At 56.0% G+C, this 23,616-nt stretch carries 23 protein-coding genes; 4 read left to right on the top strand and 19 right to left on the bottom strand.

Annotated elements, in window-relative coordinates; genetic code table 11:
* Positions 1-35: 35 nt before the first annotated feature.
* Positions 36-710 carry a tetratricopeptide repeat protein gene (locus F8561_RS01515; RefSeq protein ID WP_014168236.1) on the bottom strand — a complete coding sequence of 225 codons (675 nt, stop codon included), beginning with the start codon at positions 708-710 and terminating at the stop codon, positions 36-38.
* A 324-nt stretch (positions 711-1,034) separates the two neighbouring features.
* Positions 1,035-3,182, bottom strand: coding sequence for a formate dehydrogenase subunit alpha (gene fdhF / locus F8561_RS01510; protein WP_080471945.1), 2,148 nt, complete (start codon positions 3,180-3,182; stop codon positions 1,035-1,037).
* 255 nt (positions 3,183-3,437) lie between these two features.
* Between fdhF and F8561_RS01505 the strand changes: the two genes are divergently transcribed.
* A complete protein-coding gene (locus F8561_RS01505; RefSeq protein WP_025206379.1) occupies positions 3,438-4,169 on the top strand; it encodes a response regulator in 732 nt (243 codons plus the stop codon).
* On the opposite strand, the gene F8561_RS01500 is transcribed toward F8561_RS01505, so the two are convergent.
* The 6 genes from F8561_RS01500 to F8561_RS01475 form a co-directional block, all read right to left on the bottom strand.
* Positions 4,166-5,173 carry a carbohydrate kinase family protein gene (locus tag F8561_RS01500; RefSeq protein WP_086462941.1) on the bottom strand — a complete coding sequence of 336 codons (1,008 nt, stop codon included), beginning with the start codon at positions 5,171-5,173 and terminating at the stop codon, positions 4,166-4,168. The two genes, F8561_RS01505 and F8561_RS01500, sit on opposite strands and share 4 nt — an antisense overlap.
* Positions 5,170-6,030, bottom strand: a complete 861-nt coding sequence (locus F8561_RS01495; RefSeq protein ID WP_044857685.1) for a ketose 1,6-bisphosphate aldolase — start codon at positions 6,028-6,030, stop codon at positions 5,170-5,172. The genes F8561_RS01500 and F8561_RS01495 overlap by 4 nt, the downstream gene beginning before the upstream one ends.
* A gap of 10 nt (positions 6,031-6,040) precedes the next feature.
* On the bottom strand, positions 6,041-6,727 hold the full coding sequence (locus tag F8561_RS01490; RefSeq protein WP_044857684.1) for a D-lyxose/D-mannose family sugar isomerase: 687 nt from the start codon (positions 6,725-6,727) through the stop codon (positions 6,041-6,043).
* An 84-nt stretch (positions 6,728-6,811) separates the two neighbouring features.
* Positions 6,812-7,753 carry an ABC transporter substrate-binding protein gene (locus F8561_RS01485; RefSeq protein ID WP_151887075.1) on the bottom strand — a complete coding sequence of 314 codons (942 nt, stop codon included), beginning with the start codon at positions 7,751-7,753 and terminating at the stop codon, positions 6,812-6,814.
* Between the two features lie 30 nt (positions 7,754-7,783).
* On the bottom strand, positions 7,784-8,779 hold the full coding sequence (locus F8561_RS01480; RefSeq protein WP_073397722.1) for an ABC transporter permease subunit: 996 nt from the start codon (positions 8,777-8,779) through the stop codon (positions 7,784-7,786).
* Positions 8,776-10,296, bottom strand: coding sequence for a sugar ABC transporter ATP-binding protein (locus F8561_RS01475; protein ID WP_020882824.1), 1,521 nt, complete (start codon positions 10,294-10,296; stop codon positions 8,776-8,778). Before F8561_RS01475 ends, F8561_RS01480 begins: the two co-directional genes overlap by 4 nt.
* Before the next feature lie 181 nt (positions 10,297-10,477).
* On the opposite strand from F8561_RS01475, the gene F8561_RS01470 reads away from it, so the two are divergent.
* On the top strand, positions 10,478-12,766 hold the full coding sequence (locus tag F8561_RS01470) for an ATP-binding protein (RefSeq protein WP_025206376.1): 2,289 nt from the start codon (positions 10,478-10,480) through the stop codon (positions 12,764-12,766).
* On the opposite strand, the gene alsK is transcribed toward F8561_RS01470, so the two are convergent.
* The 6 genes from alsK to F8561_RS01440 form a co-directional block, all read right to left on the bottom strand.
* Positions 12,711-13,655, bottom strand: coding sequence for an allose kinase (alsK, locus tag F8561_RS01465; protein WP_020882822.1), 945 nt, complete (start codon positions 13,653-13,655; stop codon positions 12,711-12,713). The genes F8561_RS01470 and alsK overlap by 56 nt on opposite strands.
* Complete coding sequence (gene alsE / locus F8561_RS01460) at positions 13,639-14,334, bottom strand: D-allulose 6-phosphate 3-epimerase (protein ID WP_020882821.1); 696 nt, start codon at positions 14,332-14,334, stop codon at positions 13,639-13,641. The genes alsK and alsE overlap by 17 nt, the downstream gene beginning before the upstream one ends.
* Positions 14,335-14,344: 10 nt before the next feature.
* On the bottom strand, positions 14,345-15,325 hold the full coding sequence (gene alsC, locus F8561_RS01455; protein ID WP_014168249.1) for a D-allose ABC transporter permease: 981 nt from the start codon (positions 15,323-15,325) through the stop codon (positions 14,345-14,347).
* Complete coding sequence (gene alsA / locus F8561_RS01450) at positions 15,304-16,836, bottom strand: D-allose ABC transporter ATP-binding protein AlsA (protein ID WP_014168250.1); 1,533 nt, start codon at positions 16,834-16,836, stop codon at positions 15,304-15,306. The genes alsC and alsA overlap by 22 nt, the downstream gene beginning before the upstream one ends.
* Positions 16,837-16,912: 76 nt before the next feature.
* Complete coding sequence (gene alsB / locus F8561_RS01445; protein WP_151887074.1) at positions 16,913-17,848, bottom strand: D-allose transporter substrate-binding protein; 936 nt, start codon at positions 17,846-17,848, stop codon at positions 16,913-16,915.
* Between the two features lie 64 nt (positions 17,849-17,912).
* Entirely contained in the window at positions 17,913-18,803 is an 891-nt protein-coding gene (locus F8561_RS01440; RefSeq protein WP_014168252.1) for a MurR/RpiR family transcriptional regulator, read from the bottom strand.
* Between the two features lie 351 nt (positions 18,804-19,154).
* On the opposite strand from F8561_RS01440, the gene rpiB reads away from it, so the two are divergent.
* Positions 19,155-19,604 carry a bifunctional allose-6-phosphate isomerase/ribose-5-phosphate isomerase RpiB gene (gene rpiB, locus F8561_RS01435; RefSeq protein WP_014168253.1) on the top strand — a complete coding sequence of 150 codons (450 nt, stop codon included), beginning with the start codon at positions 19,155-19,157 and terminating at the stop codon, positions 19,602-19,604.
* Between the two features lie 69 nt (positions 19,605-19,673).
* Positions 19,674-19,997 carry a DDRRRQL repeat protein YjdP gene (gene yjdP, locus F8561_RS01430; protein WP_014168254.1) on the top strand — a complete coding sequence of 108 codons (324 nt, stop codon included), beginning with the start codon at positions 19,674-19,676 and terminating at the stop codon, positions 19,995-19,997.
* 54 nt (positions 19,998-20,051) lie between these two features.
* On the opposite strand, the gene phnP is transcribed toward yjdP, so the two are convergent.
* The 5 genes from phnP to phnL are packed head-to-tail and all read right to left on the bottom strand — an operon-like array spanning position 20,052 to position 23,608.
* Positions 20,052-20,810 carry a phosphonate metabolism protein PhnP gene (phnP, locus tag F8561_RS01425; RefSeq protein ID WP_151887073.1) on the bottom strand — a complete coding sequence of 253 codons (759 nt, stop codon included), beginning with the start codon at positions 20,808-20,810 and terminating at the stop codon, positions 20,052-20,054.
* A gap of 9 nt (positions 20,811-20,819) precedes the next feature.
* A complete protein-coding gene (phnO, locus tag F8561_RS01420) occupies positions 20,820-21,254 on the bottom strand; it encodes an aminoalkylphosphonate N-acetyltransferase (RefSeq protein WP_151887072.1) in 435 nt (144 codons plus the stop codon).
* Positions 21,247-21,798, bottom strand: coding sequence for a ribose 1,5-bisphosphokinase (phnN, locus tag F8561_RS01415; protein ID WP_151887071.1), 552 nt, complete (start codon positions 21,796-21,798; stop codon positions 21,247-21,249). The genes phnO and phnN overlap by 8 nt, the downstream gene beginning before the upstream one ends.
* Positions 21,795-22,931 (bottom strand): alpha-D-ribose 1-methylphosphonate 5-triphosphate diphosphatase, encoded by a 1,137-nt coding sequence (phnM, locus tag F8561_RS01410; protein ID WP_014168258.1) that lies wholly within the window; start codon positions 22,929-22,931, stop codon positions 21,795-21,797. Before phnM ends, phnN begins: the two co-directional genes overlap by 4 nt.
* Positions 22,928-23,608, bottom strand: coding sequence for a phosphonate C-P lyase system protein PhnL (gene phnL / locus F8561_RS01405; protein ID WP_020882817.1), 681 nt, complete (start codon positions 23,606-23,608; stop codon positions 22,928-22,930). Before phnL ends, phnM begins: the two co-directional genes overlap by 4 nt.
* Positions 23,609-23,616 lie beyond the last annotated feature (8 nt).

The raw sequence follows: 23,616 nt of genomic DNA, 5'->3' as shown, positions 1-23,616 counted from the left end.
CTCTCTGTCCAAAAGAGAGGGCCGTGTAAGAGACTTTACTCCCCACTCAACGCGTCAAATTCTTCACATCCCGTATCAAACCCTTCGGTACAGCTCAGGTTCAGCCAGTAGAGCGCTTTCTGCTTATTCGGCGTTATAAAGCCTTTCTCGCCCTGCTGGAATAGCATTCCGGCCCAGTACTCCGCGTAACCCGTACGCGAAAGGGAGGAGCTGCGTTTGAACCACGACGCGGCTTTGACGTCGTCCTGCGCCACCTCAACGCCGTTGGCATAAATCATCCCCAGCAGCATTTGCGCATCCACCGCGGAATCGTTGTCGATATCTTCGGTTGCCGTTTGCAGCAGTGCGATGGCCTGTGGGTAGTCGGTTTTCCCTGCCTGGGTGTTGACCAGCACGCGTGCCAGCATAATTGCGCCGCGTTTACTGCCGGCGATAGTGGCCTGCTGCGCCAGCGCTTTGGCCTGCGCGTAATCGCCCTGTGTAAACTGGATTTGCGATAACAACGCCATGGCGTCGACATCGCCCCCTTTTGCTGCTTTCTCTGCCCACTGCGCGGCCTGCTTGCTGTCGCCGGAACTGAAGTAGGTATCGGCAAGGTAATACTGGGCGCGGGCGTCACCCGCTTCCGCCTGTTGCTTGTACTGGCTGCCAATCTCATCCGCGTGGACGAGTGACGTAAAAAATAACAACATCAGAAAAATTGATTTCATGGATTCTTATCATCTGGGTACACGCCGCGCAGTATAATCGTCGTCGCAGAAGAAAAAAACGGGCGCGGTAAAGGTGAATGAACATTTCCCGGTGTCCGCCGCGTTTCGTCTCACAATAATGCTTGTGAAAGAGGGCATTAGACGCTCGCGGGGGAGATTCTCTCACTGAATTAAAATACAAAGCCGGGTATTTATTTCGGTGCTAATGACATTATTGCTGCGGGGCAGCGTGCACAATATATATTGATAATATAAATAGCTTATTAAGAAATAAAAAAGGGGTGAATAAGTCACCCCCTTTTATTCATCGATTAATTAACAGCATTAACCCAACGCGCTTTCGCGCAGTCTGGCTTTCAGCTTGCTATATTCGTCAATCACATACTGTTCCGCGGCGTGCTGGTCAGCAATCGGCTCCACGCGTACGGCGCAGTACTTATATTCCGGCGTTTTGGTTATCGGGCTTAAGTTCTCCGTCACCAGTTCGTTGCAGGCACCAATCCACCACTGGTAGGTCATATAGACCGCCCCTTTGTTAGGTCGGTCGCTGACCTGCGCACGGGTAATGATGCGTCCTTTACGCGAGTGCACCCAGATCAGGGCTTCATCTTCAATACCCAGACGCTCTGCGTCAGCGGTGTTGATCTGCGCATAGCCCGGTTCATCCGCCAGTGCCGCCAGCGCAGCGCAGTTACCGGTCATCGAACGACAGGAGTAGTGGCCCACTTCACGCACGGTAGAGAGCACCATCGGATACTCATCGGTGAGTTTATCGATTGGCGCGACCCAGTCGCAGGTGAAGAACTGCGCCAGTCCGTTCGGGGTGTCGAACTTCTCTTTAAAGAGATACGACGTGCCCTGATCGGCCTCTGACTCATCGCGGCACGGCCACTGGATATACCCCAGTTCACCCATTTTCTCATAGGTGGCACCGGTGAAGTCCGGACACAGTTTGCGCAACTCGTCCCAGATTTCCTGAGTGTTGTTGTAGTGCATCGGATAACCCATGCGGGTGGCGATTTCGCTGATGATCTGCCAGTCGGTTTTCAGATCCCACTTCGGCTCCACCGCTTTGAAGAAGCGCTGGAAGCCGCGGTCTGCCGCCGTGTAAACACCTTCATGCTCGCCCCATGACGTTGACGGTAAAATCACATCCGCCGCCGCCGCGGTTTTGGTCATAAAGATGTCCTGGACAATCACCAGTTCGAGATCCTCAAAGCCTTTACGCACCGCTGACAGCTCGGCGTCGGTCTGCAGCGGATCTTCACCCATAATGTAGGCGGCACGCACTTCACCGTGCGCCGCACGGTGCGGCAGCTCGCTGATGCGATACCCGGTATGTTCCGGCAGGCTCTCCACGCCCCAGGCCCTCGCGAATTTCTCCCGATTTTCCGGGAACTTAACGTACTGATAGCCCGGATAGGTATCCGGCAGTGCGCCCATGTCACACGCACCCTGCACGTTATTCTGACCACGTACCGGGTTCACGCCCACATGCGGTTTGCCCAGATTTCCGGTCAGCATCGCGAGGCTTGTCAGGGAGCGTACGGTTTCCACGCCCTGATAGAACTGGGTTACGCCCATGCCCCACAAAATGGCCGCGGTTTTCGCCCCGGCGTACATCCGCGCTGCCTGGCGGATCTCTTGCGCGCTTACGCCGGTTATCGCTTCGACGGACTCCGGCGTGTAGCCTTCGACAATTTTCCGATACTCGTCAAACCCTTCCGTACGGGTCGCGACGAACGCCTGGTCGTACAGATTCTCCTCAATAATGACGTGGCCCATCGCATTCAACAGCGCGATATTCGAGCCGTTTTTCAGGGCAATGTGCATATCCGCAATACGTGCCGTTTCAATTTTGCGCGGATCGCAGACGATGATTTTCGCCCCATTCTGTTTGGCGCGAATCACGTGGTTCGCGACGATAGGGTGAGAATCCGCCGGGTTATAGCCAAAAATAAACACGAGATCGGTGTTATCTATCTCGTTGATCGCATTACTCATAGCGCCGTTACCGACCGACTGGTGCAGACCTGCAACCGATGGGCCGTGTCAGACGCGAGCGCAGCAGTCGACGTTATTGGTACCAATAACGGCGCGCGCGAATTTTTGCATTACATAGTTGGTTTCATTACCGGTACCGCGTGAAGAGCCGGTAGTCTGGATCGCATCCGGGCCATACTTGGCTTTGATGGCGCTCAGGCGCGTGGCGACATAATCCAGCGCCTCGCTCCAGGAGACGGCTTCCAGCTTGCCACCGCGCTCGCGGCGGATCATAGGGGTTTTCAGGCGTGGGGTAAGGATTTGGGTATCGTTAATAAAATCCCAGCCGTAGTAGCCTTTCAGGCACAGCGTGCCCTGGTTGGTTTTCCCCTGGGCGGCCTCCGCCCGGACGATTTTGCCGTTATCGACCACCAGGTTGATCTTGCAACCCGAGGCACAATAAGGGCAAACCGTGACGACTTTTTTCATCAGTCTGCTCCAGTTAATCAATGCTTACGCCCCACTATGCAGCTTCTATGCCATGTTTTTATTGTGGGTATCAACAGACTTTACGGCCAACAGAGGGGCAAAACCCTGACGAAAAACAGCCAATCGTCAAAATTGACGTGTCGAATGGGCAGTGGATGTGACATGGGTTGTAATTCCGTCATGTAAAAGTCAAATTGGCTGGAGCCGACGGCAGAATAGTTCAGACTTAACATAATCCCCTGATGGAAGCATGCGATGAAACCGGCGATTCTGGTGGTTGATGACGATACCGCAGTCTGCGAGCTGCTGCAGGATGTGCTGAGTGAGCACGTCTTTAGCGTGCTCGTCTGCCATAACGGCCAGGACGCGCTGAGTCTGGTTCAGCATGAGCCACACATCGCCCTTGTCCTGCTGGATATGATGCTGCCGGATATCAACGGCCTGCAGGTATTACTGCACCTGCAAAAGCAACGTCCGGAGCTGCCGGTGGTGATGTTGACCGGGCTGGGCAGTGAGTCAGACGTGGTGGTGGGGCTGGAGATGGGGGCCGACGATTATATTGGCAAACCGTTTAACCCGCGCGTGGTGGTTGCCCGGGTTAAAGCCGTGCTTCGCCGGACCGGGGCGCTGGCCGCAGACACCCCGGTGCCACGCGTGGCGGGCGTGACGTTCAATGGCTGGACGCTGGATACCTCCCGCTGTGAACTCAGCGATCCGCAGCGTAACCCCGTACCGTTGACCCAGGGAGAATATGGTCTGCTGCTGGCGCTCACCCAGAACGCCCGGCGGGTGCTCAGCCGGGAACAACTGCTCGAGCTGACGCACAGCGAAAGTGCCGAGGTGTTCGACCGCACAATCGATGTGTTGATCATGCGCCTGCGCCGTAAAATAGAAGCCAACCCGCATCAGCCCGTACTCATTAAAACCGTCCGTGGGCTGGGCTACGTCTTTGCTGCCGATGTGTCTCACAGCGAGAAAGCGGCTTAAATATTCTCTTTAATAAACAGCTGCAGCTCGGCCAGCGTTTTTGCCCCATCAATGGCGTTCGCAGCCAGCAGGCTTGCCCGCGCGCAGGCATGGGCCAGGTAAATACTCTCGACCAGCGGCAACGCTTCATGGCAGCCGTATAAGAAGCCTGCGCAGAAGGCATCACCCGCCCCGACGCTGCCGATAATCTCTTCCCGCTCCAGCAACCAGGAGGGGATCCAGCGCCCTTCATCGTCCGGTGTTAACCCCCACGCCCCTTCCGGACAGTGGATCACCACCCGCTGACGCACGCCAGCCGCCAGAAGCTGTGAGGCGGCTTCCGCGATATGGGCAATGTGCGGGGCATCGTTCTCGTCGCGCATCTCCAGCCCGCTAAACTCGCCGGCTTCCAGTTCGTTGATGACCAGATAATCAAGATGGCGCAGGGCAGGGAGAACCAGCGGCTGATAGCGAGGGTCACCCTTTCGCGAGACCAGATCGAGCGATGTTTCATACCCCTGATCGCGCATCTGGGCCAGCAGCCGTGCGCTGCGGGTGCCGTACTCGTCATCGGGCATATCCAGGCTGTCGAGCAGTAACAGGTAGCCGAGGTGGAAAATCTTCATCGCGCCGTCGAGGCGGTCGAAGGCGGGCAGATCCAGAAGACGGTTGGCGCCCGGGGAGTGGAAAAAAGTGCGCTGCCCGCTGGGGTCGGTCATAACCTGCGACATAGAGGTTGGCGCAAAGGTCGTGCGCTGCACCCGCTGGCGGTTGACGTGATACTGGTCGAGCATCGCCAGGATGTAATCGCCGTCGCTATCTTCGCCAATCAGGCCGACGGCCTGCAGCGGCAGGCCAACGTGCATTTTGGCCAGCGTCAGCAGGACGTTCAGCGGCGCACCGCCGGTTGAACGTTCGCTGTGGGTAATTTCCGCCAGCCAGCCGCGCTCCGGCCATTGCACAATCTGGTGGACATGATCCACCAGCATATTGCCGGCGGCGATAATCCCTTTACGTTCCATTATGCCTGCCCCGCGCTGCCAAAGATGCGCATTTGCGCGGCGACCGTATCGGTAATCGCCTCTTCTATGCCCAGCAACAGTTCTGCAAATTCATCGTACAGAGGCTGACGTTTTGCCATCCGTTGCTCAACGGCAGAGAGCGCGGCCTGTGACATGCCGGTATAAAAGTTGATTTTATGGATCCCCAGTTCGATGGCGCGACGAAAATCGGCATCGCTGATGCCGGAGCCGCCGTGTAAGACCAACGGCAGGCCGGTCTGCTGGCGAATGGCGTCCAGACGAGGGAAATCGAGTTTCGGCTCGCCTTTGTATTTACCGTGCGCGTTGCCAATGGCGACCGCCAGCGCATCAATGCCGGTGGCATCGACAAACTCGCGCGCCCGCAGCGGGTCCGTAAACAACGCTTCATCCGCCTGGCCATACAACGCGCCACCTTCATCACCGCCTACCGCACCCAGTTCCGCTTCTACCGATACGCCAACCGCGTGGCACATCTTCACCACCTCCCGCGTCTGGCGAATGTTTTCTTCATAGCTCAGGGTGGAGCCATCAAACATCACGGAGCTGAAGCCTACGCGCAGCGCACGTACCACCGCCTCGAAATGCAGGCCGTGATCGAGGTTGAGCACCACCGGAATATCATGACGGGCGGCTTCAAACCTGACCGCTTCGACCAGCGACTCCAGGGAGACATACTTAAAGTGGACTTCCGCAATATTAATGATAAACGGCGAGCGTTCCTGTTTCGCGGCAGCAAACAGCGCGCGCAAAAAATGGGAGTCGAGAACGTTAAACGCGCCGAGCGCGTAGCGGTGTTTCCTGGCGTGCTCAAGACCGTCGGCAAGAGAAATCAATGGCATTATTTACTCCTTATTTCCGAAACAGGTGGTACTCGTTGCACAACACCAGCACCGCCGGTTCGTCTTCTTCGATATTGTTATAGCGGGCAATGGGCTGTAAAAAATGGTTATCGTGTTCATCGTCATTCACCGATGACACTTCCCCCACCAGTACGTCGCCAAAGCCGCGTTCGCCCCAGAAACTGTGGTACAGGCCGGGGGGGAGGCAGATGCTGTCCCCGGGTTGCAGGCGTAACTGACTGCCGGGCGCGTGGGTCTGCAGACAGCCGTCGAGGGTAACGGTCACGTCGGTATTTTCAGGTTCTTGATGTGCGCCGGCATTCCATAACTCGACGATCAGGTTTCCGCCGCCACGGTTGATGATGTCTTCCCGTTTACGCCAGTGAAAATGCATGGGCGTCACCTGACCATCCCGGACGTGCATGATTTTTTCGGCATAGCACTTTTCATAGGGCACGCCGTTCGGTGAGCCATTGCGCAGGGTAAAGAGCGTTAGCCCCTGTCCGGCAAAATGGTCGCCGCCGAATGCCGTTACGTCCCAGCCAAGCCTGAGATCAAACACTTCCTGCCAGGCGGCCGGGTCAAGCTGCTGCCATTTCGTCGGCGGAAAACTGGCAAAGGGAGGGAGATGCACATCGTGCATGGAGAAGAATTGCCGCGTGTGGCCAAGGATTTCATTGATTTCGGAGCGTTTCATGGGGCCCCCTGGACGCTATGTCAGGCCTCACCCCAACTCTCCCGCGAAGAGAAGATCAGGGTGAGGGCATCAAACCGCACTACATCACTTCACTGTCCACCCCTTATAGGATCCGACGTTCTTTTTATCGATCATCGTCACCGGGATCAGCACAGGCTCTTTAGGCGCAGGTTTGCCCTGCAGAATGTCATAGCCGATCTCAACCGCTTTTGCCGCCATTACCTGCGGATCCTGAGCCGGCGTCGCGACAAACAGGGAGTTCTCACGCTTAAGCGCTTCTTCGCCGTCCGGGCTGCCGTCTACGCCAACGATAAAGAATTCATTGCGTTGGGCCTGTTTTGCCGCCAGATCGGCACCGATCGCCGTCGGATCGTTAATCGCGAACACGCCGTCGATCTTCGGATTGGCCGCCAGCAGTGAGGTCATCACTTCCAGACCGCCTTCACGGCTACCTTTGGCGTTCTGGTTATCAGAGAGCACCTTGATATCCGGATGTTTTTTGAACTCGGTCTGGCAGCCTTCGACGCGGTTTTGCACCGCGGACACTGGCGGCCCGTTGATGATGACCACGTTGCCTTTGCCTTTCAGGCGGTCAGTAATGTATTTACAGGCCATTTCCCCCGCCTGGGTGTTATCGGAGGTGATGGTGGCATCCGCCCCTTCCGCCGCGACGTCAACCGCGACAACCACGATCCTGGCCTCTTTCGCGCGTTTAACCGCCGGGCCGATCCCTTTGGAATCCGCGGCGTTAAGGATGATCATGTCCACTTTGGCCGCAATAAAGTTGTCTATCTGCGCTACCTGCTGGCCGAGATCGTAACCGCTGGAAACCAGCGTCACTTTGACGTTATCCCCCGCCAGTTTGCGCGCTTCCAGCTCGGCACCTTTGGTGATCTGCACGAAGAATGGGTTGGCCAGGTCGCCCACCGTCACGCCGATGGACTTCAGATCTTTCGCCTGCGCAAACGGCGTTGCGGCAAGCAGCGCGCCAGCACAGAGCGCGGTCACTAACGGTTTCAAACGCATCTTCTCTTCCTCGCTTGTAGGGTATTGTTGTTATGCACTTTGATGGTGTCGGGTACGGTATTTGTCGATCAGCACCGCTATGATGATCACCGCCCCTTTGATCACCAGTTGCCAGAAGTAGGAGACGCCCATCAGCGTCATGCCGTTGTTAAGCGTGGCGATGATCAGCGCCCCCACCAGCGTGCCGGTGATCGTGCCGATCCCGCCGACAAAGCTGGTGCCGCCGAGGATCACCGCCGCGATCGCATCCAGCTCGTAGCCCATGCCCAGGTTGCCGTTGGCGCTGTAGAGACGCGAGGCACTCATCACGCCGCCCAGGCCCGAGAGCAGCCCGCTCATGCCGTACACAAACAACAGCACCAGCCAGACCTTAATGCCTGTCAGACGCGCCGCCTGCATGTTGCCGCCAACCGCATAAATGTGAACGCCAAGCGTGGTGCGGCGCAGAATAAACCAGCACAGCACAATGACCGCCAGCGCGATCACCACCAGCCACGGAATGGGTCCAAGATAGTTATTGCCGATCCACTCAAAGCTAATGTTGGAGTTAATGACGGTCGTACCGTCCGCCAGCAGGTAAGCCGCACCGCGCAGGGCCGTATAAGTACCGAGCGTCACGATAAACGGCGGCAGCCCGGCAAAAGCCACCAGCGCGCCGTTGAACAAACCCAGCACCAGGCCGAGCATGAGCGCTGCCGGAATAGAAAGCATGGCGAACTCAGGTATTAACGACACCACCATCGCCGCCACGGCCGTGGTGCCCAGAATGGAGCCGACGGAGAGGTCGATCCCGCCGGTCAGAATGATGAAGGTCATCCCTGCGGCCAGTACGATGTTGATCGACGCCTGGCGGGTGATATTGAGCAGATTACTTTCGGTAAAGAAGTTAGGCGCGATAAAACCAAATACCGCCACAATCAGGATCAAGATGGGCAAAATGCCGACCGTCTGCATCAGATCGCTCATCAGCATTTTTTTGGCAGAGGCGGACTTCGCCACCTGCTGCGGATGGGTTGAATTTGTCATAGTTGCACCGCCTGATGATGAGAGTCGTTCACGCCGGTCGCCAGCGTCATGATGTTTTCCTGAGAAATTTCTGCTCCGTGAAGTTCACCTGCAATGCTGCCTTCACGCATGACATAGACGCGGTCGCTCATGCCGACGATTTCCGGCAGCTCGCTGGAGATCATCAGGATCGCCACGCCCTTGCGCGCCATCTGGTTCATGATGCGGTAGATTTCACTTTTCGCCCCGACGTCGACGCCGCGCGTCGGTTCGTCCAGAATCAGAATGCGTGGGCCGATGGCCACCCAGCGGGAGATAAGCAGCTTTTGCTGATTGCCCCCAGACAAGCCACCCGCGCGGACCTGTGAATGCGGCACGCGGATGTTAAGCAGGGCGATCGCATCGTCAGAAATGGTCTGCGCTTTTTTGCGGTTCAGCATGCCGAAGGTGGCGTCGCGCTCCAGCGTCGCCATGGTGATGTTCTCCTGTGCGGCCAGCTCGAGGAACAGCCCTTGTTCTTTGCGGTTCTCGGTGAGAAAACCGATCCCGTTGTCGATGGCTGCACGCGGGGAGTGGATCACCACCGGTTCGCCGTCGACCTCAATCATGCCGCCCGTGGCTTTGCGCGCGCCGAAGATCAGCTGCGCCAGTTCGGAACGTCCGGCGCCCACCAGACCTGCCAGCCCGACAATTTCTCCGGAACGCACCTGCAGACTGCAGGGGAGCACTTTCTTGCCGTCGGTAAGGTGATGCACGTTAAGACGCGGGCTGCCGAGCGGGATATCGCGCTCTTTGTTAAACAGATCGCTTAGCGGACGGCCGACCATCATCTTCACCAGCTCAGAGGCGTTCAGTTTGTCGCGCGTCAGGCTACCGACGTACTGCCCGTCACGCAGAACGCTGACGCGATCGGAGAGTTCATACACTTCCGCCATGCGGTGGCTGATATAGATAATCGCCATTCCTTCCTCTCGCAGGCGCAGTATCAGCTCGAACAGGCGATGGGTTTCACGTGAGGAGAGGGCGGCGGTGGGTTCATCCATCACCAGAATGCGGCTGTTGCGGTGTAGCGCGCGGGCAATTTCAACCTGCTGCTGCTCGGCGATGGTTAGCCTCATTACCAGGTCGGTCGCCTTGAAGTGCGCGCCCAGACGGTCAATCACCGCCTGCGCCTGTGCGGCCATCTCTTTGCGCTGTACCAGCCCGGCGCGCGACAGCTCGCTGCCCAGGAAAATGTTTTCAGCGACGGTCAGATTGGGGGCAAGCTGCATCTCCTGATAAATGAGGGTGATACCCGCGGCCAGCGCATCCTTTGGCCCTTTGATGTGAAACGGCTGTCCGTCAATCAGGATCTCGCCGCTGGTGGCGGTATAGGCCCCCGCGAGGATCTTCATCAGGGTACTCTTTCCTGCGCCGTTTTCCCCCATCAGCGCGTGGATCTCACCGGGGTATACCGTCAAATCCACACCCTTGAGCGCGTGGAAATGGCCAAACGTTTTGGCAATGTTGCGCATCTCCAGTACCGGGGTTCTGCTCATGGCGGATCTCCTTGAATGTCGATATCCGCACTTCATCACAGGTTGGTAAATGCAAAATGTCAGAAGCCGTTCATATTTGTCATAGTTATGAATAGTTAACTTACATCACAATTCCCCGCTTTTTCCCTCTCAGCAGGAGAGGGCCAGGGTGAGGGCATCACATTGCACCGGAGCTTACCGTATGCCATCACACCGTCCGCCCTTCTTTGCCAGCGCCCGTGGTCGCCTGCTGATTTTTAATCTGCTGGTGGTGGCGGTGACGCTGATGGTCAGCGGCGTGGCGGTGCTCGGCTTTCGTCATGCCAGCCAGATCCAGGAACAGGTGCAGCAGCAGACGCTGGATGACATGACCGGCAGCATGAACCTCGCCCGCGATACCGCCAATGTGGCAACGGCGGCGGTGCGGCTCTCGCAAGTTGTAGGCGCGCTGGAATACAAGGGCGAAGCCGAGCGCCTGAAGCAGACGCAGATGGCGCTGCGTCACTCGCTGGAACAGCTTGCCGATGCGCCACTGGCGCAACAGGAGCCCGCGCTGGTGGCGCGAATTATTCAGAGAAGTAATGAGTTACAGCAGAGCGTGACGGGCATGCTGGAGCGCGGGCAGCGGCGTCATCTGGAGCGTAATGCGCTTCTCAGCGCGCTCTATCAAAGCCAGAGCTATTTGCGCCATCTGCAGGACATCAACCGCCGTTACGCCAGCAACGTCCCGGATGCGCAACAGCTTATGGAAATGGACAGGCTAATCATCGCCGCTATTGAAACGCCCTCGCCGCGCGCCACGGTTCAACAGCTGGATGCCGTGACGGCAACGCTGCCCCGGAGCGTGACGCAGCCCGTGGTGAACGCTATCCTGCCCGATTTTAATGCCGAGCTTCACAAGCTTGTTCCGCTCTCGACGCAGCTGGAGGAGAGCGATCTGGCGATCAGCTGGTATATGTTCCACATCAAGGCGCTGGTGGCGATATTAAACAGCGACATCAATCAGTACGTTGAACAGGTGGCGCAGGCCTCCCGGCTGCGCACTGCCCAGAGTCACCAGGAGCTGCGCTCCATCAGCGTATTTATCAGCGTGTTCGCCGTGCTGGCGCTGATCATCACCGGGTGCGCCTGTTGGTATATCTACCGTAATCTGGCCTCCAACCTGACGGCCATCTCCCGGGCGATGTCGCGCCTTGCTCATGGTGAGCAGGATGTTTCTGTCCCCGGGCTGCAGCGCCGTGATGAGCTGGGTGAGCTGGCGCGAGCGTTTAACGTTTTTGCCCGCAACACCGCCTCGCTTGTCCACACCACCCGCCTGCTGAAAGAAAAAACCACGCAGATGGAGATCGACCGCATCGAGCGTCAGGGGCTGGAAGAGGCGTTGGTGCACAGCCAGAAGATGAAGGCCGTCGGGCAGCTGACGGGCGGTCTGGCTCATGACTTTAACAACCTGCTGGCGGTGATCATTGGCAGTCTGGAACTCACCGATCCTGACTCACATGACGCCCCGCGTATCACCCGGGCACTCAAGGCCGCCGAGCGTGGTGCGGTGCTGACCCAGCGCCTGCTGGCGTTTTCCCGCAAGCAATCCCTGACCCCGCACGCGGTAGAGATGAAACCGCTGCTCGAGAACCTGCGGGAGCTGATGTACCACTCGCTGCCGGCCACCCTGACGCTGGAAATTGAAGCGCAATCACCGGCGTGGCCGGCGTGGATAGACGTCAGCCAGCTGGAAAACGCCATTATTAACCTGGTGATGAACGCCCGCGATGCGATGGAGGGACAGACGGGGGTTATTAAGATCCGCACGTGGAATCAGCGCGTGACCCGCAGTGACGGACGCAGGCAGGATATGGTGGCGCTGGAGGTTATTGACCGGGGAAGTGGAATGTCGCAGGAGGTCAAATCCCGGGTCTTCGAACCGTTCTTCACGACCAAGCAAACCGGGAGCGGTAGCGGATTAGGCCTGTCGATGGTCTACGGTTTTGTGCGCCAGTCCGGTGGGCGCGTGGAGATTGAAAGCGCGCCGGGGCAGGGGACCACCGTGCGGCTGCATCTGCCACGCTCGACGCTGCCTGTTCGTTCTGCTGATGAGACTCAGGCCGCCGCGGCTGCCGTTGAAAATGAACGCCTGGTACTGGTGCTGGAAGATGAAGCCGATGTCCGCCAGACCCTGTGCGAGCAGCTGCATCAGCTGGGCTATCTGACGCTTGAAGCGGACAACGGCGAACAGGCCCTGAAGATGCTGGACGCGTCACCGGATATTGGCATGTTTATTAGCGATTTAATGCTGCCCGGCAACCTCAGCGGTGCCGAGGTGATCAACCATGTGCGCAGCCATTATCCGCAGCTTCCGGTGTTGCTGATCAGCGGCCAGGATCTGCGTCCGACGCATAACCCGCAACTGCCGGACGTGGCGTTACTGCGTAAGCCTTTTACCCGTGTACAGCTGGCGCAGGCGTTGCGCAAGGTGATGACAGGAACTGGCTGAGAGCCAGGGTCGCCGCCCCCTGAGCACCGTTAAAGGATGACGATGATGCTGTAATGAAACGGACTGCCTCATACGGCAGCGGACGGCGCAGATGCTGTTTAATTCTGGCAATCAGCGCGTCGCGTGGAAAATCGACCATATCCATCACGCCGCCGCCGAGGATCACCGCATCCGGGTCGAAGAGATTTACGCTGGTGGCAATGGCTCGGGCTGCATGATTTAAGAGCTGTATGACAAAGGGGTCATGACATGCTGAGGTAAAAATCTCGCCAATCGCGTAATCACGGGGCTGTTGTTCATACCACTGTTTCAGGGCAATACCGGAACAGACGGTTTCCAGACATCCTGTGTTACCACAACCGCAATGGCGTGACATATCGCCCTGCGGAATATGTCCAAGCTCGCCCGCGACCCCGTGTGCACCTGTCCAGGGCGCGCCGTTCAGCCAGATGGCGAACCCCATGCCGGTACCGAGATAGGCTGCCAGAACCTGCTGATGCTGCAAGTTGTGCTGCATAACATCAAAAGAGAGCTGGAGGTTAACGTCACGGTAGAATTCGACCGGGCATCCCAGCGCGTCCGCCAGTTTGCCCGCCAGGTCCCGTCGGTCTGTTGCCTGTAATGGCAGGTTTGGTGTCGAGATAATGGTGCGTTTGTCTTTGCCGACCAGTGCAGGAAAACCCATCACCAGACCCCGACAGCGAACCTGATAGTGACGAAGCCTTGCAACGATCATTTCTGCGACGCCGCACATGACGCCTGAACGGATAATGTCTGCTGTACGGTGTTTTTCACAGTGCAGCACGGCCCCGTCGGCTGTAAGCAGGCAAAAACGGATATGGGTAGCGCCCATATCCACTCCGGCAACGACATCAGGCTGTTTTTGCATGAGGAAGGGCCTCGTTCTTTGCCGAAAGAATCTGTCCGGCCATCAGTTGCCATGCGTCGTCGATATTCTCTGCGTGGTTGAACAGTCCTGACGTCCCGACGATAAAGACATCAGCCCCGGCGGCCATCAGTTTTTTGTAGGTGGACTGATTGCAGGAGCCATCGATCTCAATCTCATAGCGCAGCCCTTCACGTTCGCGCCAGGCTTTCAGCTCGGCAATTTTTTCGAGCATTTCCGGAATGAAAGGCTGCCCGGCAAAGCCAGGATCGACGGTCATGACCGTAATTTTGTCCGCCTTGTGAATGTAATATTTCATCGCTTCAACGGGCGTTTCAGGGTTGAGGATCAGACCGACTCTCATGCCATGACGGCGAATTTCGTCAATCAGGCGGAAGGCCTGACCGTTAATCGTTTCCGGATGCAGGGTGATGAAATCCGCTCCGGCCTGTGCCAGTTGACTAATGTAATCCTGGGGGCGCGTCACCATCAGATGGCAATCCAGCGGTTTGGTGGCGAGCTTCTTCACCTGGCTGACAAAGAACGGTGATAGTGTCAAATTGGGCACAAAGTGACCGTCCATGATATCGATATGGAAGTAGTCCGCGTGCTGGTCTATGAATTCGATCTGCTCTTTGAATTTCAGCAGGTCCATACACATCAGGGAGGGGGAAATTTTCATCGTCAATTCCTTACTTACTGATCAATCTATCGAGGGCGACAGCGGCGATAATCAACCCGCCCATCACCACCAGCTGGTAGTAGGTTTGTACTTGTAAAATATTGAGTCCGTTATTGATGGTGCCGATGATGAGCCCCCCAATCACGACAGAGAAGATGCGCCCTTTACCGCCAAAGAAGCTGGTTCCGCCGATAATGGCGCTGGCAATGGCGTAGGTTTCAAAGCCCATCCCAGCCAGCGGCTCTGCTGCCCCCAGTCGTGCCGTTGACACCACGCCTGCCAGCCCTGCACACACACCGGAGATAATGAAAACCACCAGGATATGAAACTTCACGTCAATACCGGAGTAGAACGCCGAGTTCTTGTTACCGCCCAGCGCGTAGATGTTGCGTCCCAGCCGCATACGGGTGGTGAGGAACCAGAGGATCACCGCCACTACCAGCGAGAAGATCACCGGCACGGGAATACCTAAGAGATTGGCGGCAAAAAAGTTTACAAAGTCGAACGAGAAGCCGTATACCGAGTTGGCATCCGAAATCACCAGCGTAATGCCGCGAAAAATGGCGTTAGTGCCCAGGGTGATAATGAACGGATGCAGCCCGGTCCAGTTGACCAGACAGCCGTTGATCGCGCCTAACGCACCGCCAACCAGCACGCCGCCAATGAGCGCTGCCAGGAACGGGTCGACGCCGGCCAGCATGAGCTTGGCGGTCACCATCCCGGACAGCGCCAGAATCGCCCCGACGGACAGATCGATACCTGCCACCAGAATGGCAAAGAACTCGCCCATCCCGATCAGCACCGTCACCGAACTCTGGACAAAAATTTGAGTGATGTTGTTGGTGGTCAGGAAGTATTCCGACGACAGCGTGCCAAAGATGGCAACGATGATCGCGAGGATGAAAAAGGTGCCGTACTTGTCCCAGAACAGCGCGAAATTAAACGGTTTTTTTTCGTCCATATCGCGTTTCACTCTTGTGGTAATGCCCATGCCATAATCTCCTCTTCGCCCATGTCGTCGCGATTGGTCAGGATTTGCGTCAGTCGCCCTTCGCAGAACACGGCGATGCGGTCGCAGACGGCGATAATTTCAGGTAGCTCGGATGACACCATCAGGATGACCTTGCCCTCGTCAGCCAACTGGCGCATCACCTTGTAGATTTCGGCCTTTGCGCCGACGTCGATGCCGCGGGTAGGTTCATCAAAAATGATGACGTCCGGGTTGCAGCACAGCCATTTGGAAATCAGCACCTTCTGCTGGTTTCCGCCTGAGAGCTCAGTGATGTTTTGCTCCACGCTATGGCACTTTAACGCCAGCAGCTGGCGCTGCGTTTCAGCAGTTTTGCGCTCTTCATGTTCGCGAAACAGGCCCATGGCGCCTTTGTAGCCGCCATTTTTCAGGCTTTGGCTGACCGCCATGTTCTGAGCAATAGAGAAGTTGGGGAAGAAGCCGTTTTCCCGACGACTTTCAGTGATGTAGGCCATCCCTTTTTTCAACGCATCCAACGGCGAGTGTGGGGAGATGGTTTTACCGTTGAGACGGATTTCACCGCTAGCGCGTTTATCCACCCCGAAGAGGCAGTCCATCAGCTCGGTGCGGCCTGAGCCGACGAGTCCTGCAAAGCCAAAGATTTCACCGCGGTTCACGCTGAACGAGATATCACGTACTTTTTTCTTGTCCCGGCTGGTGACGTTTTTCACTTCGAACACGGTATCGCGTTCGAGGTTGCCGGTACTTTCTTTCATCGCGTTAAAGCGGTTTTGCAACTCGCGGCCCACCATCAGGCGCACAATATCGTCGTTTGTGACATCACTCACCATGCCCGTGCAGACGCTGCTTCCATCTTTCATCACGGTAAAGCGGTCGCAAATGCGGCGGATTTCTGCGAGCTTATGCGAGATATACACAATTGCTGTGCCCTCTTTACGTAATTGATTCATGATCAGGAAAAGATAATCCACCTCTTTATTGGTTAAAGACGATGTGGGCTCATCCATAATGATCGCTTTAGCGTTGAGCATTAATGTTTTTGCAATTTCCAGCATTTGCTTGTGGCTGATGGATAAATTCGCCACCTTTTCATCTAAATCGACTTTCAATCCCACGCGTAAAAGCATCATTGCGCCGCGAATACGCATCTCTTTCCAGTCGATGATATTGACGCCACAGACTTTTTTCGTCAGATGACGGCCAATATATAAATTCTCCAGAACGGTTAATTCATCGATAACGCTAAGCTCCTGGTAAATTATGCCAATGCCCAACTGTGCTGCCAGTTTATGATCGAGCTTGTCGTAATTTACCTCGTTGATAGTAATAGTTCCTTTGGTCGGTTCATGTATTCCCGACAATACTTTCATTAAGGTTGATTTACCGGCGCCATTCTCCCCTAATAACGCATGAATCTCGTGGGGATAAATAGTTAAATCAACCGACGTTAATGCGTGAACCGGACCAAAGGATTTGCCGATCCCCGCCATTGAGATATATGGCGTGACCATGTTTACTCCTTATGTTTTCCCTCTCATCCTGCGGGAGAGAGCTGGGGTGTGGGCTTCTGACCGCACCGGATATCAGTTATTTCGTCACCAGAACCGAATCAACCAGTTTGAATTCAGGCGTTTTTTCTAGGGGGATCACGTTGCCGGTTTTCGCCGCATCCACCATCAACTTCAGGCCCGTAGCACCAATATCCGCTGGGTTCTGCGCGACGGTGGCGGTCATTTGTCCGGCATCGACCATCTTACGTGCTTCAGGAATGCCATCCGTGCCAACGACCAGTACTTTTCCTGTTTTACCGGCGTTTGCCACCGCCTGTGCCACGCCCATTGCCATGGTATCGTTTGCACAGTAGAAGGCTTTCAAATTCGGGTTGCGTTGCAAAACGTTGGTGGCGACATCCAGGGCTTTAATGCGATCCCAGTCGGCGGGTTGGCTGGCAACGAGCTTGATTTGACTTGCTTTTTTGAAGGTTTCTGTAGCGCCATTGCGGCGTGCCTCTCCCGATGCATTTCCGGCTTTCCCTTCAATAATCGCGACTTCACCGCCCTGCACACCGAGTTTATCAATGATAAAGCCTGCGCCTTTTGCCCCAACGGCTACGTTATCCGTCGTGACAAAACCTTCAACGTTACCGCCGGCTTTTTTCAGGTTATCCATATCGATTTTTTCATCGAGGTTGACCAGAAAAATGCCTTTCTGCCAGGCGCGTGAGACGGGCATCACCAGGTTGACCGAGGAGAGTGGGGCAAAGGCAATGCCTTTGTATTTCTTATTACTCAAGTCTTCAAAAAGCTGCAGTTGAGACTGAAAATCCCCCTCTGACGGCGAAGCAAAAATATCAACACTTACCCCCAGGGTTTTTGCTTCATCTTCGATCCCTTTCTTCATATCCACCCAGAATGGATTGTTCAATGTTTTTAATACTATTGCATATTCTGCGGCAGCAAATGCGCTGGTAGATAACATTAAGCCCATAGCGGCGCCGCTGAAATATTTCAGATATTTATTCATAGCAGTGTTCTCAATGTAGGGTATATTTTGTTGATCCCGCTAATACGGGATCAACATTTTATAGTTACTTCAGGGCGCCAGGGGAGAAGAAATCCACAATAGCACCGGTTTTTTGCATATTAAGTGTGGCCTGTTGAATATTCTGTTGTGCAACGGATACAAATAAAGCATCTAATAGTGTGAGTTGTAATATACGCGCGGAGGCGTTACGCCCTAATAAAGGGGTCTCTGGTGCTGGCGAACAAATAATATAATCAGCGAGTTTGGCAATGGGTGAATGATAGCTATGGGTAATGCAGATAATCTTCGCACCGTTCTTTTTCGCTAACTCTACTGCAGCTTTCACATCGCTGGTGCGTCCTGAGTGTGTTACCACCAGCACTACGTCTCCCTCTTTCAGCAGCGATGCTGACATCATCATGATATGGGCGTCCTGATAGGACTGGCAGCGCACGCCGATACGTAAAAACTTGTGCTGGATGTCGGCACAAATGGCGTTAGAGCCGCCGACGCCGTACAGATCGCGCTGGTTAGCCTGAGCGAAGAAACGTGCTGCGCGATGAATTTCATCCACATTAACAATCGACTGGCCTTCCATAATGGTGCGAAGCGTAATGTTGAACACTTTATTAACCACATCCTGTGGTGCTTCATCAAAGGCGAGTTCAGCGGGGAGCACCTGCTCGGATTGAGAGAAATAGTCCACAAGCGCTGCGCGCAGAGTACGAAAACCGCTAAACCCGAGCAGCTTGGCTACTTTGACGATCATCGCTTCCGAGACCAGCAGTGTTTCGGCAACATCTTTAATTGCCGGCGCACCGCTCAGGTTACCTGGCTGAAGCAGCCAGTCGACGATACGGCTCTCGTTGTCGGTCATCCCTTCCTGTTTCATACGCAGGTAAGGTGCCAGACCGATGCCATTAGGCAGCTCTTTTTCAAATTCTGACTGACTCATCGCTCTCTGTTGTCCTTAAAAATGAAGACGACACTATATCATCACAACCTCCCCGGGAAATATGCTGTCAACTTCACAATATTTATAAATTCATAAAGTTTTATTGCTTGTGAAGTTTTGGGCTGTGTGTTGTTGCTTCATTCGTTGTAAATCAATCATTTAATTTCTTCTGCATTTAATGGCCTAAGACTTACAGGCAAACTTAACCATCAGGTCAGGGTTGAAATGCGATCCTCAGGGGTGTAGAACACGCTCAGAACGCGATGTTTTTGTGGTTTTATTGCACAACTAACCGGTCTTAAATCACAAAATACATCGCGTTTGTAAAGTTTACTCACTGAGAGGCAAATCATGAAAAGGATTGCGTTTGGTTGCGATCACGTTGGCTTCATACTGAAAGAGGACATACTGGCCCATCTGCGTAGGCGTGGTGTAGAGGTGGTGGATAAGGGCACCTGGTCGCCCGAACGCACCGATTACCCGCATTATGCCAGCGCTGTTGCGACGTCCCTGCTCGACGGTGAGGTTGATGGCGGTATCTTAATTTGTGGTACCGGCGTTGGGATCTCTATTACGGCCAACAAATACCCCGGCATTCGTGCAGTGGTATGTAGTGAGCCTTATTCTGCGCAGCTTTCAAGGCAGCATAACAACACCAATATCCTGGCATTTGGCTCACGTGTTGTTGGCCTTGAGCTGGCAAAAATGATTGTCGATGCCTGGCTCAATGCAGAATTTGAGGGCGGGAGACACCAGGTGAGAGTGGAAGCGATAGGGGTGATTGAACAGGCGCAGAAATGAGATTCCTCCGCTACCCCAGCCAGCTGTTGTTCATTACCGTAAGGCCAGTCCACCTGCGAGTCTGGTCTTATGAAACGTTACTCTACCGCTCTGTTATTTGGTCTGCTGTCACTTACCAGCCAACTGGCTCACGCCGATGTTATTGATGAAGCCATTGGCAATATTCAGCAGGCGATCAACGATGCCTATAACCCCAGCAGCAGTCGCAGTAGCGATGATGACGACGATCGCTACGATCGCAGCCGCCAGACCGACAGCCGTCAGTATGACGATCGCCGCAGGCAACTGGAGGATCGCCGTCGCCGTCTGGATGAGCGTCAACGCCAGCTGGATGATGACAGACGTCAGTTAGAAGAAGATGAGCGCCGGTTAGAAGACGATTACGATCGCTGATACGCGCGGCTTAGCATCCATACGCTTCGCCCTCTCATTCAGAGAGGGAGTGACCTAATCCAGCAACAACGTCATTCCGTCATATCCCGCCTCGAACCCGTCGGGTAGCGGGTTATCCATCATCCATACGTCGAACTGATGACTGATATGGGTCAGGATCACCTGCGGACAGCCGATGATCTCATTTAAGGCAATAACCGTATTCAGATCGCAATGGTTGCGCGGCGTTTCGTCACGCGGCTCGTGGCTGCAGTCGATGATCATCGCCTGCGGCCGGTTATTGAGCAGGAATTTTACCGTTTTATCGGGTAATCCGGCGGTATCGGAGAGCCAGGCCACGCGGCTGTGGGCGGACTCCAGCAGGTAGCCAAAGGTGATTTTCGAGTGATTCAGCGGCAGCGGCGTGACCCGCAGGCCCTGCAGTTCACACACCACAAACGGCTCTACCGTATGGCTGAAATCCAGAATTCCCGGGTGTTTAAACAGGTCGTCACACCCCGACTCGTCTGGCGGACCGTACACCGGAACAGGGGCACCGACGCCCCAGCGCAGGGGGAACAGCCCCTGGACGTGATCCATATGGTAGTGGGTCAGTAAAAACTGCTGAAAGCTGCCTGCCGGCCAGTCGTCCATCAGGTGCGGGATACCGGCGTCCAGCAGCGTTACCGCATCGTTGAATTTGACTACCGCGCTACAGGGGCGACGGCGATGGTTATCCTGCAGACGCGCCCGGCGACACGCGGCGCAGTCGCAGCCAAACACCGGCACCAGCTGAGCGCTACCGGTTCCCGTTAACGTAATCGTCAGACTCATCGTGCACCTCTACAACAGTTTGGTGAAACGAAAATGGCTCTGCGTATACCCTTCACGCGCATAAAAACGGTGAGCGTCCAGGCGCTTCACGCTGGTGGATAGCTCTGTCAGTTCAGCGCCCGCCTGCCGCGCCACGTTCTCCGCCCAGGCCAACAGCTGGCTGCCCACCCTGAGACCGCGCGCCTGCGGCATGACCACCAGCTCCTGGATCTCGCCAATCCATCTGGCGTGGTGCAGGTGAAACTGCATATGCAGGCCAATCATGCCCACCACCTGGCCGTTTAATTCAACCAGCTGGTAACGCATATTGTGGTCCTGCAGATTGGCAAGATACCCGGCGTGGAACGCCTGATGATCAAACTCACTCTGCTTGAGTTCGCAAATCAGCGCGTAAACAATCTGCGCATCGTCGGCAGTGGCGGGGCGAAGCTGGCAGTCAGGCATGCTGTTTCTCCTTCTGACGGATAAGCGTTAAAAAGTTATCGACTGACTGTAGCAAACTTCCGTCGTTATTGAGGATATGACAGTTCGATGGGGTATAGCGCGCCGCACGTTCAAGCCGCTGCTCGATCTCTTTGGCGTTTTCGCGACCCCGGCTCTGCAACCGGCTGCGCAGCACATCAGGCGAGACCTGCAGACAGACCGGCAACAGCGCTGCTTCATAGCGAGCGCGCGCTTGTTGAAGGTGTGCGCGTGAGCCGTTGACCAGCACGTCGAACCCGGCGTGCAGCCACAGGTCTGTCTCGATGCCTATCCCGTAGTAATAACCGTTGGCGTGCCAGCTAAGCGCCAGCAGATTTTGCCCGGCGCGCGTGAAAAATTCCGGCTCGCTCAGGGCGATATGGTTCTCACTCCCGGCATTCGCCGCACGGGTGATATAGCGGTGCGCAACCAGAAACTGGGGATGTTCCCGCTGCCGTAACGCGGACAGCAGGCTGTCCTTACCGGAGCCTGACGGCCCCATTAGCCAGATTAGTCTTCCCATCAGAACACCCGTTTTCCCTGACGCCAGACGTGGTCGATATGGATGTGCTCACCCTTACGGTGAACCAGCACCAGATCCGCCCGTTTACCTTCAGCTATCTCTCCACGATCGTGAAGATTAAGCGCCGTTGCCGGGTTTTTCGTTACCAGACGAATCGCCTGCGGCAGCGTAAAGCGATTGTTTTCGTCAGCCGCGACCCGGAAGGCGGCGTCCAGCAGGCTGGCGGGGTAGTAGTCGGACGAGAGGATATCCAGCAGACCTAGCGACGCGAGCGCGCTTGCCGCCACGTTGCCGGAGTGTGAGCCACCGCGCACGATATTCGGCGCCCCCATCAGGACGTTCATGCCATGGGTGCGGGAGGCTTCTGCTGCCTCAAACGTGGTGGGAAATTCAGCGATTACGCTGCCAAGCTGGTGTGATTCGCGCACATGTTCATGCGTCGCATCATCATGGCTGGCTAAGGCAATGTTGCGATCCCGACACATAGCGGCAATGGAGAGCCGGTTTGGTTGAGACCACTGGGCAGCAAGCTGTCGCTGTTCCTCTTCATAACGCGCCATTTCCTCGTTGGTCAGTGCGTATTTTCCCTGATAGTACTCGCGGTATTTCTCTATTCTGGCGAACTGACGCTGCCCCGGCGAGTGGTCCATCAATGAGACCAGTGAGACCGGTTCGCGGTCCACCAGCTTTTCAAACAGCGGCAGAGTAGTGTGATGCGGGAGTTCACACCGCAGGTGCAAACGATGCTCGGCGCGGTTAAGGCCGCGTTTTTGCGTCTCTTCTACGGCGTTGATCATCTTCTCAAGGTTTTCCAGACGGTCGCCGCCGTCGCGCACGTCGCCAATCGCTACGGCGTCCAGCACGGTGGTGATGCCGCTGGCGACCATCAGCGCGTCATGGCTGCTCATTGCGGAATGAGCTGGCCAGTCGACTTTCGGACGCGGGGTAAAGAATTTATCCAGATTATCGGTGTGCAGTTCGATAAGGCCCGGCAGCAGCCAGCCCCCTTCACCGTCCATCGCTTCCGGGGCGCGGCTCTGGGTTTCCGCAAAGGCGCGGATCTCTCCGGCCTGGATCTCAATCGAGCCATCAACGACTTCATTTTCCAGCACCAGCTTTACGTTATTCACGATCATGCGAGCGTCCCCATCGGGTGCAGCCTGTCTGCGACGCGGGAGCGAACGGTGTCGTCGTGGAAGATCCCCACGATCGCCGCGCCGCGTGCTTTGGCCTGTTCGATCAGTTCAACCACCGCCGCGCTGTTCTTGCTGTCGAGCGAGGCAGTGGGTTCATCAAGCAGTAAAATCGGGTAGTCGACGATAAACCCGCGGGCGATATTCACCCGCTGCTGCTCGCCACCGGAAAAGGTCGACGGGGCAAGGTGCCAGAGGTGTTCCGGCACGTTCAGGCGCGTGAGCAGGCCGGCGGCTTTCGCGGCGCAGGTCTCGCGCGGAACGCCCAGGTCCAGCAGCGGCTGCATGACCACGTCCAGGGCGGAGATCCGTGGGATCACCCGCAAAAACTGGCTGACCCAGCCGATCGTCGAGCGGCGCACGTCCAGCACCTTACGCGCCGGCGCCTGCACCAGATCGACCCATTCATTGCCATGACGAATATAGATGTGGCCTTCGTCCGGCAGATAGTTGGCGTACAGGGAGCGCAGCAGCGTCGATTTGCCGCTGCCGGAATGGCCGTGCAACACCACGCATTCACCCTTGCTAACCTCCAGAGAGGCGCTGTGCAGGACCGGCAGGCGCACGCCGTTTTGCTGGTGGAGTACAAAGGTCTTACTGACATTTTCTACGCGGATCATGGGGGCCT

Source organism: Enterobacter sp. 198 (assembly GCF_009025585.1).
GTDB classification, from domain to species: domain Bacteria; phylum Pseudomonadota; class Gammaproteobacteria; order Enterobacterales; family Enterobacteriaceae; genus Enterobacter; species Enterobacter ludwigii.
The sequence above is the reverse complement of the archived record's forward strand: the minus strand, read 5'-3'. Positions and strand labels throughout refer to the sequence as shown.

Bases quoted from the DNA above. Each gene is read 5' to 3' on its own strand.
- F8561_RS01470 (WP_025206376.1), top strand. From the start codon at position 10,478: ATGCCATCACACCGTCCGCCCTTCTTTGCCAGCGCCCGTGGTCGCCTG.
- alsC (WP_014168249.1), bottom strand. From the start codon at position 15,325: ATGGGCATTACCACAAGAGTGAAACGCGATATGGACGAAAAAAAACCG.
- rpiB (WP_014168253.1), top strand. From the start codon at position 19,155: ATGAAAAGGATTGCGTTTGGTTGCGATCACGTTGGCTTCATACTGAAA.
- alsE (WP_020882821.1), bottom strand. From the start codon at position 14,334: ATGAAAATTTCCCCCTCCCTGATGTGTATGGACCTGCTGAAATTCAAA.
- F8561_RS01485 (WP_151887075.1), bottom strand. From the start codon at position 7,753: ATGCGTTTGAAACCGTTAGTGACCGCGCTCTGTGCTGGCGCGCTGCTT.
- yjdP (WP_014168254.1), top strand. From the start codon at position 19,674: ATGAAACGTTACTCTACCGCTCTGTTATTTGGTCTGCTGTCACTTACC.
- F8561_RS01475 (WP_020882824.1), bottom strand. From the start codon at position 10,296: ATGAGCAGAACCCCGGTACTGGAGATGCGCAACATTGCCAAAACGTTT.
- phnM (WP_014168258.1), bottom strand. From the start codon at position 22,931: ATGATCGTGAATAACGTAAAGCTGGTGCTGGAAAATGAAGTCGTTGAT.
- F8561_RS01495 (WP_044857685.1), bottom strand. From the start codon at position 6,030: ATGCCATTGATTTCTCTTGCCGACGGTCTTGAGCACGCCAGGAAACAC.
- F8561_RS01490 (WP_044857684.1), bottom strand. From the start codon at position 6,727: ATGAAACGCTCCGAAATCAATGAAATCCTTGGCCACACGCGGCAATTC.
- alsK (WP_020882822.1), bottom strand. From the start codon at position 13,655: ATGCAAAAACAGCCTGATGTCGTTGCCGGAGTGGATATGGGCGCTACC.
- alsA (WP_014168250.1), bottom strand. From the start codon at position 16,836: ATGGTCACGCCATATATCTCAATGGCGGGGATCGGCAAATCCTTTGGT.
- alsB (WP_151887074.1), bottom strand. From the start codon at position 17,848: ATGAATAAATATCTGAAATATTTCAGCGGCGCCGCTATGGGCTTAATG.
- F8561_RS01505 (WP_025206379.1), top strand. From the start codon at position 3,438: ATGAAACCGGCGATTCTGGTGGTTGATGACGATACCGCAGTCTGCGAG.
- phnL (WP_020882817.1), bottom strand. From the start codon at position 23,608: ATGATCCGCGTAGAAAATGTCAGTAAGACCTTTGTACTCCACCAGCAA.
- F8561_RS01515 (WP_014168236.1), bottom strand. From the start codon at position 710: ATGAAATCAATTTTTCTGATGTTGTTATTTTTTACGTCACTCGTCCAC.
- F8561_RS01440 (WP_014168252.1), bottom strand. From the start codon at position 18,803: ATGAGTCAGTCAGAATTTGAAAAAGAGCTGCCTAATGGCATCGGTCTG.
- phnO (WP_151887072.1), bottom strand. From the start codon at position 21,254: ATGCCTGACTGCCAGCTTCGCCCCGCCACTGCCGACGATGCGCAGATT.
- phnP (WP_151887073.1), bottom strand. From the start codon at position 20,810: ATGAGTCTGACGATTACGTTAACGGGAACCGGTAGCGCTCAGCTGGTG.
- F8561_RS01480 (WP_073397722.1), bottom strand. From the start codon at position 8,779: ATGACAAATTCAACCCATCCGCAGCAGGTGGCGAAGTCCGCCTCTGCC.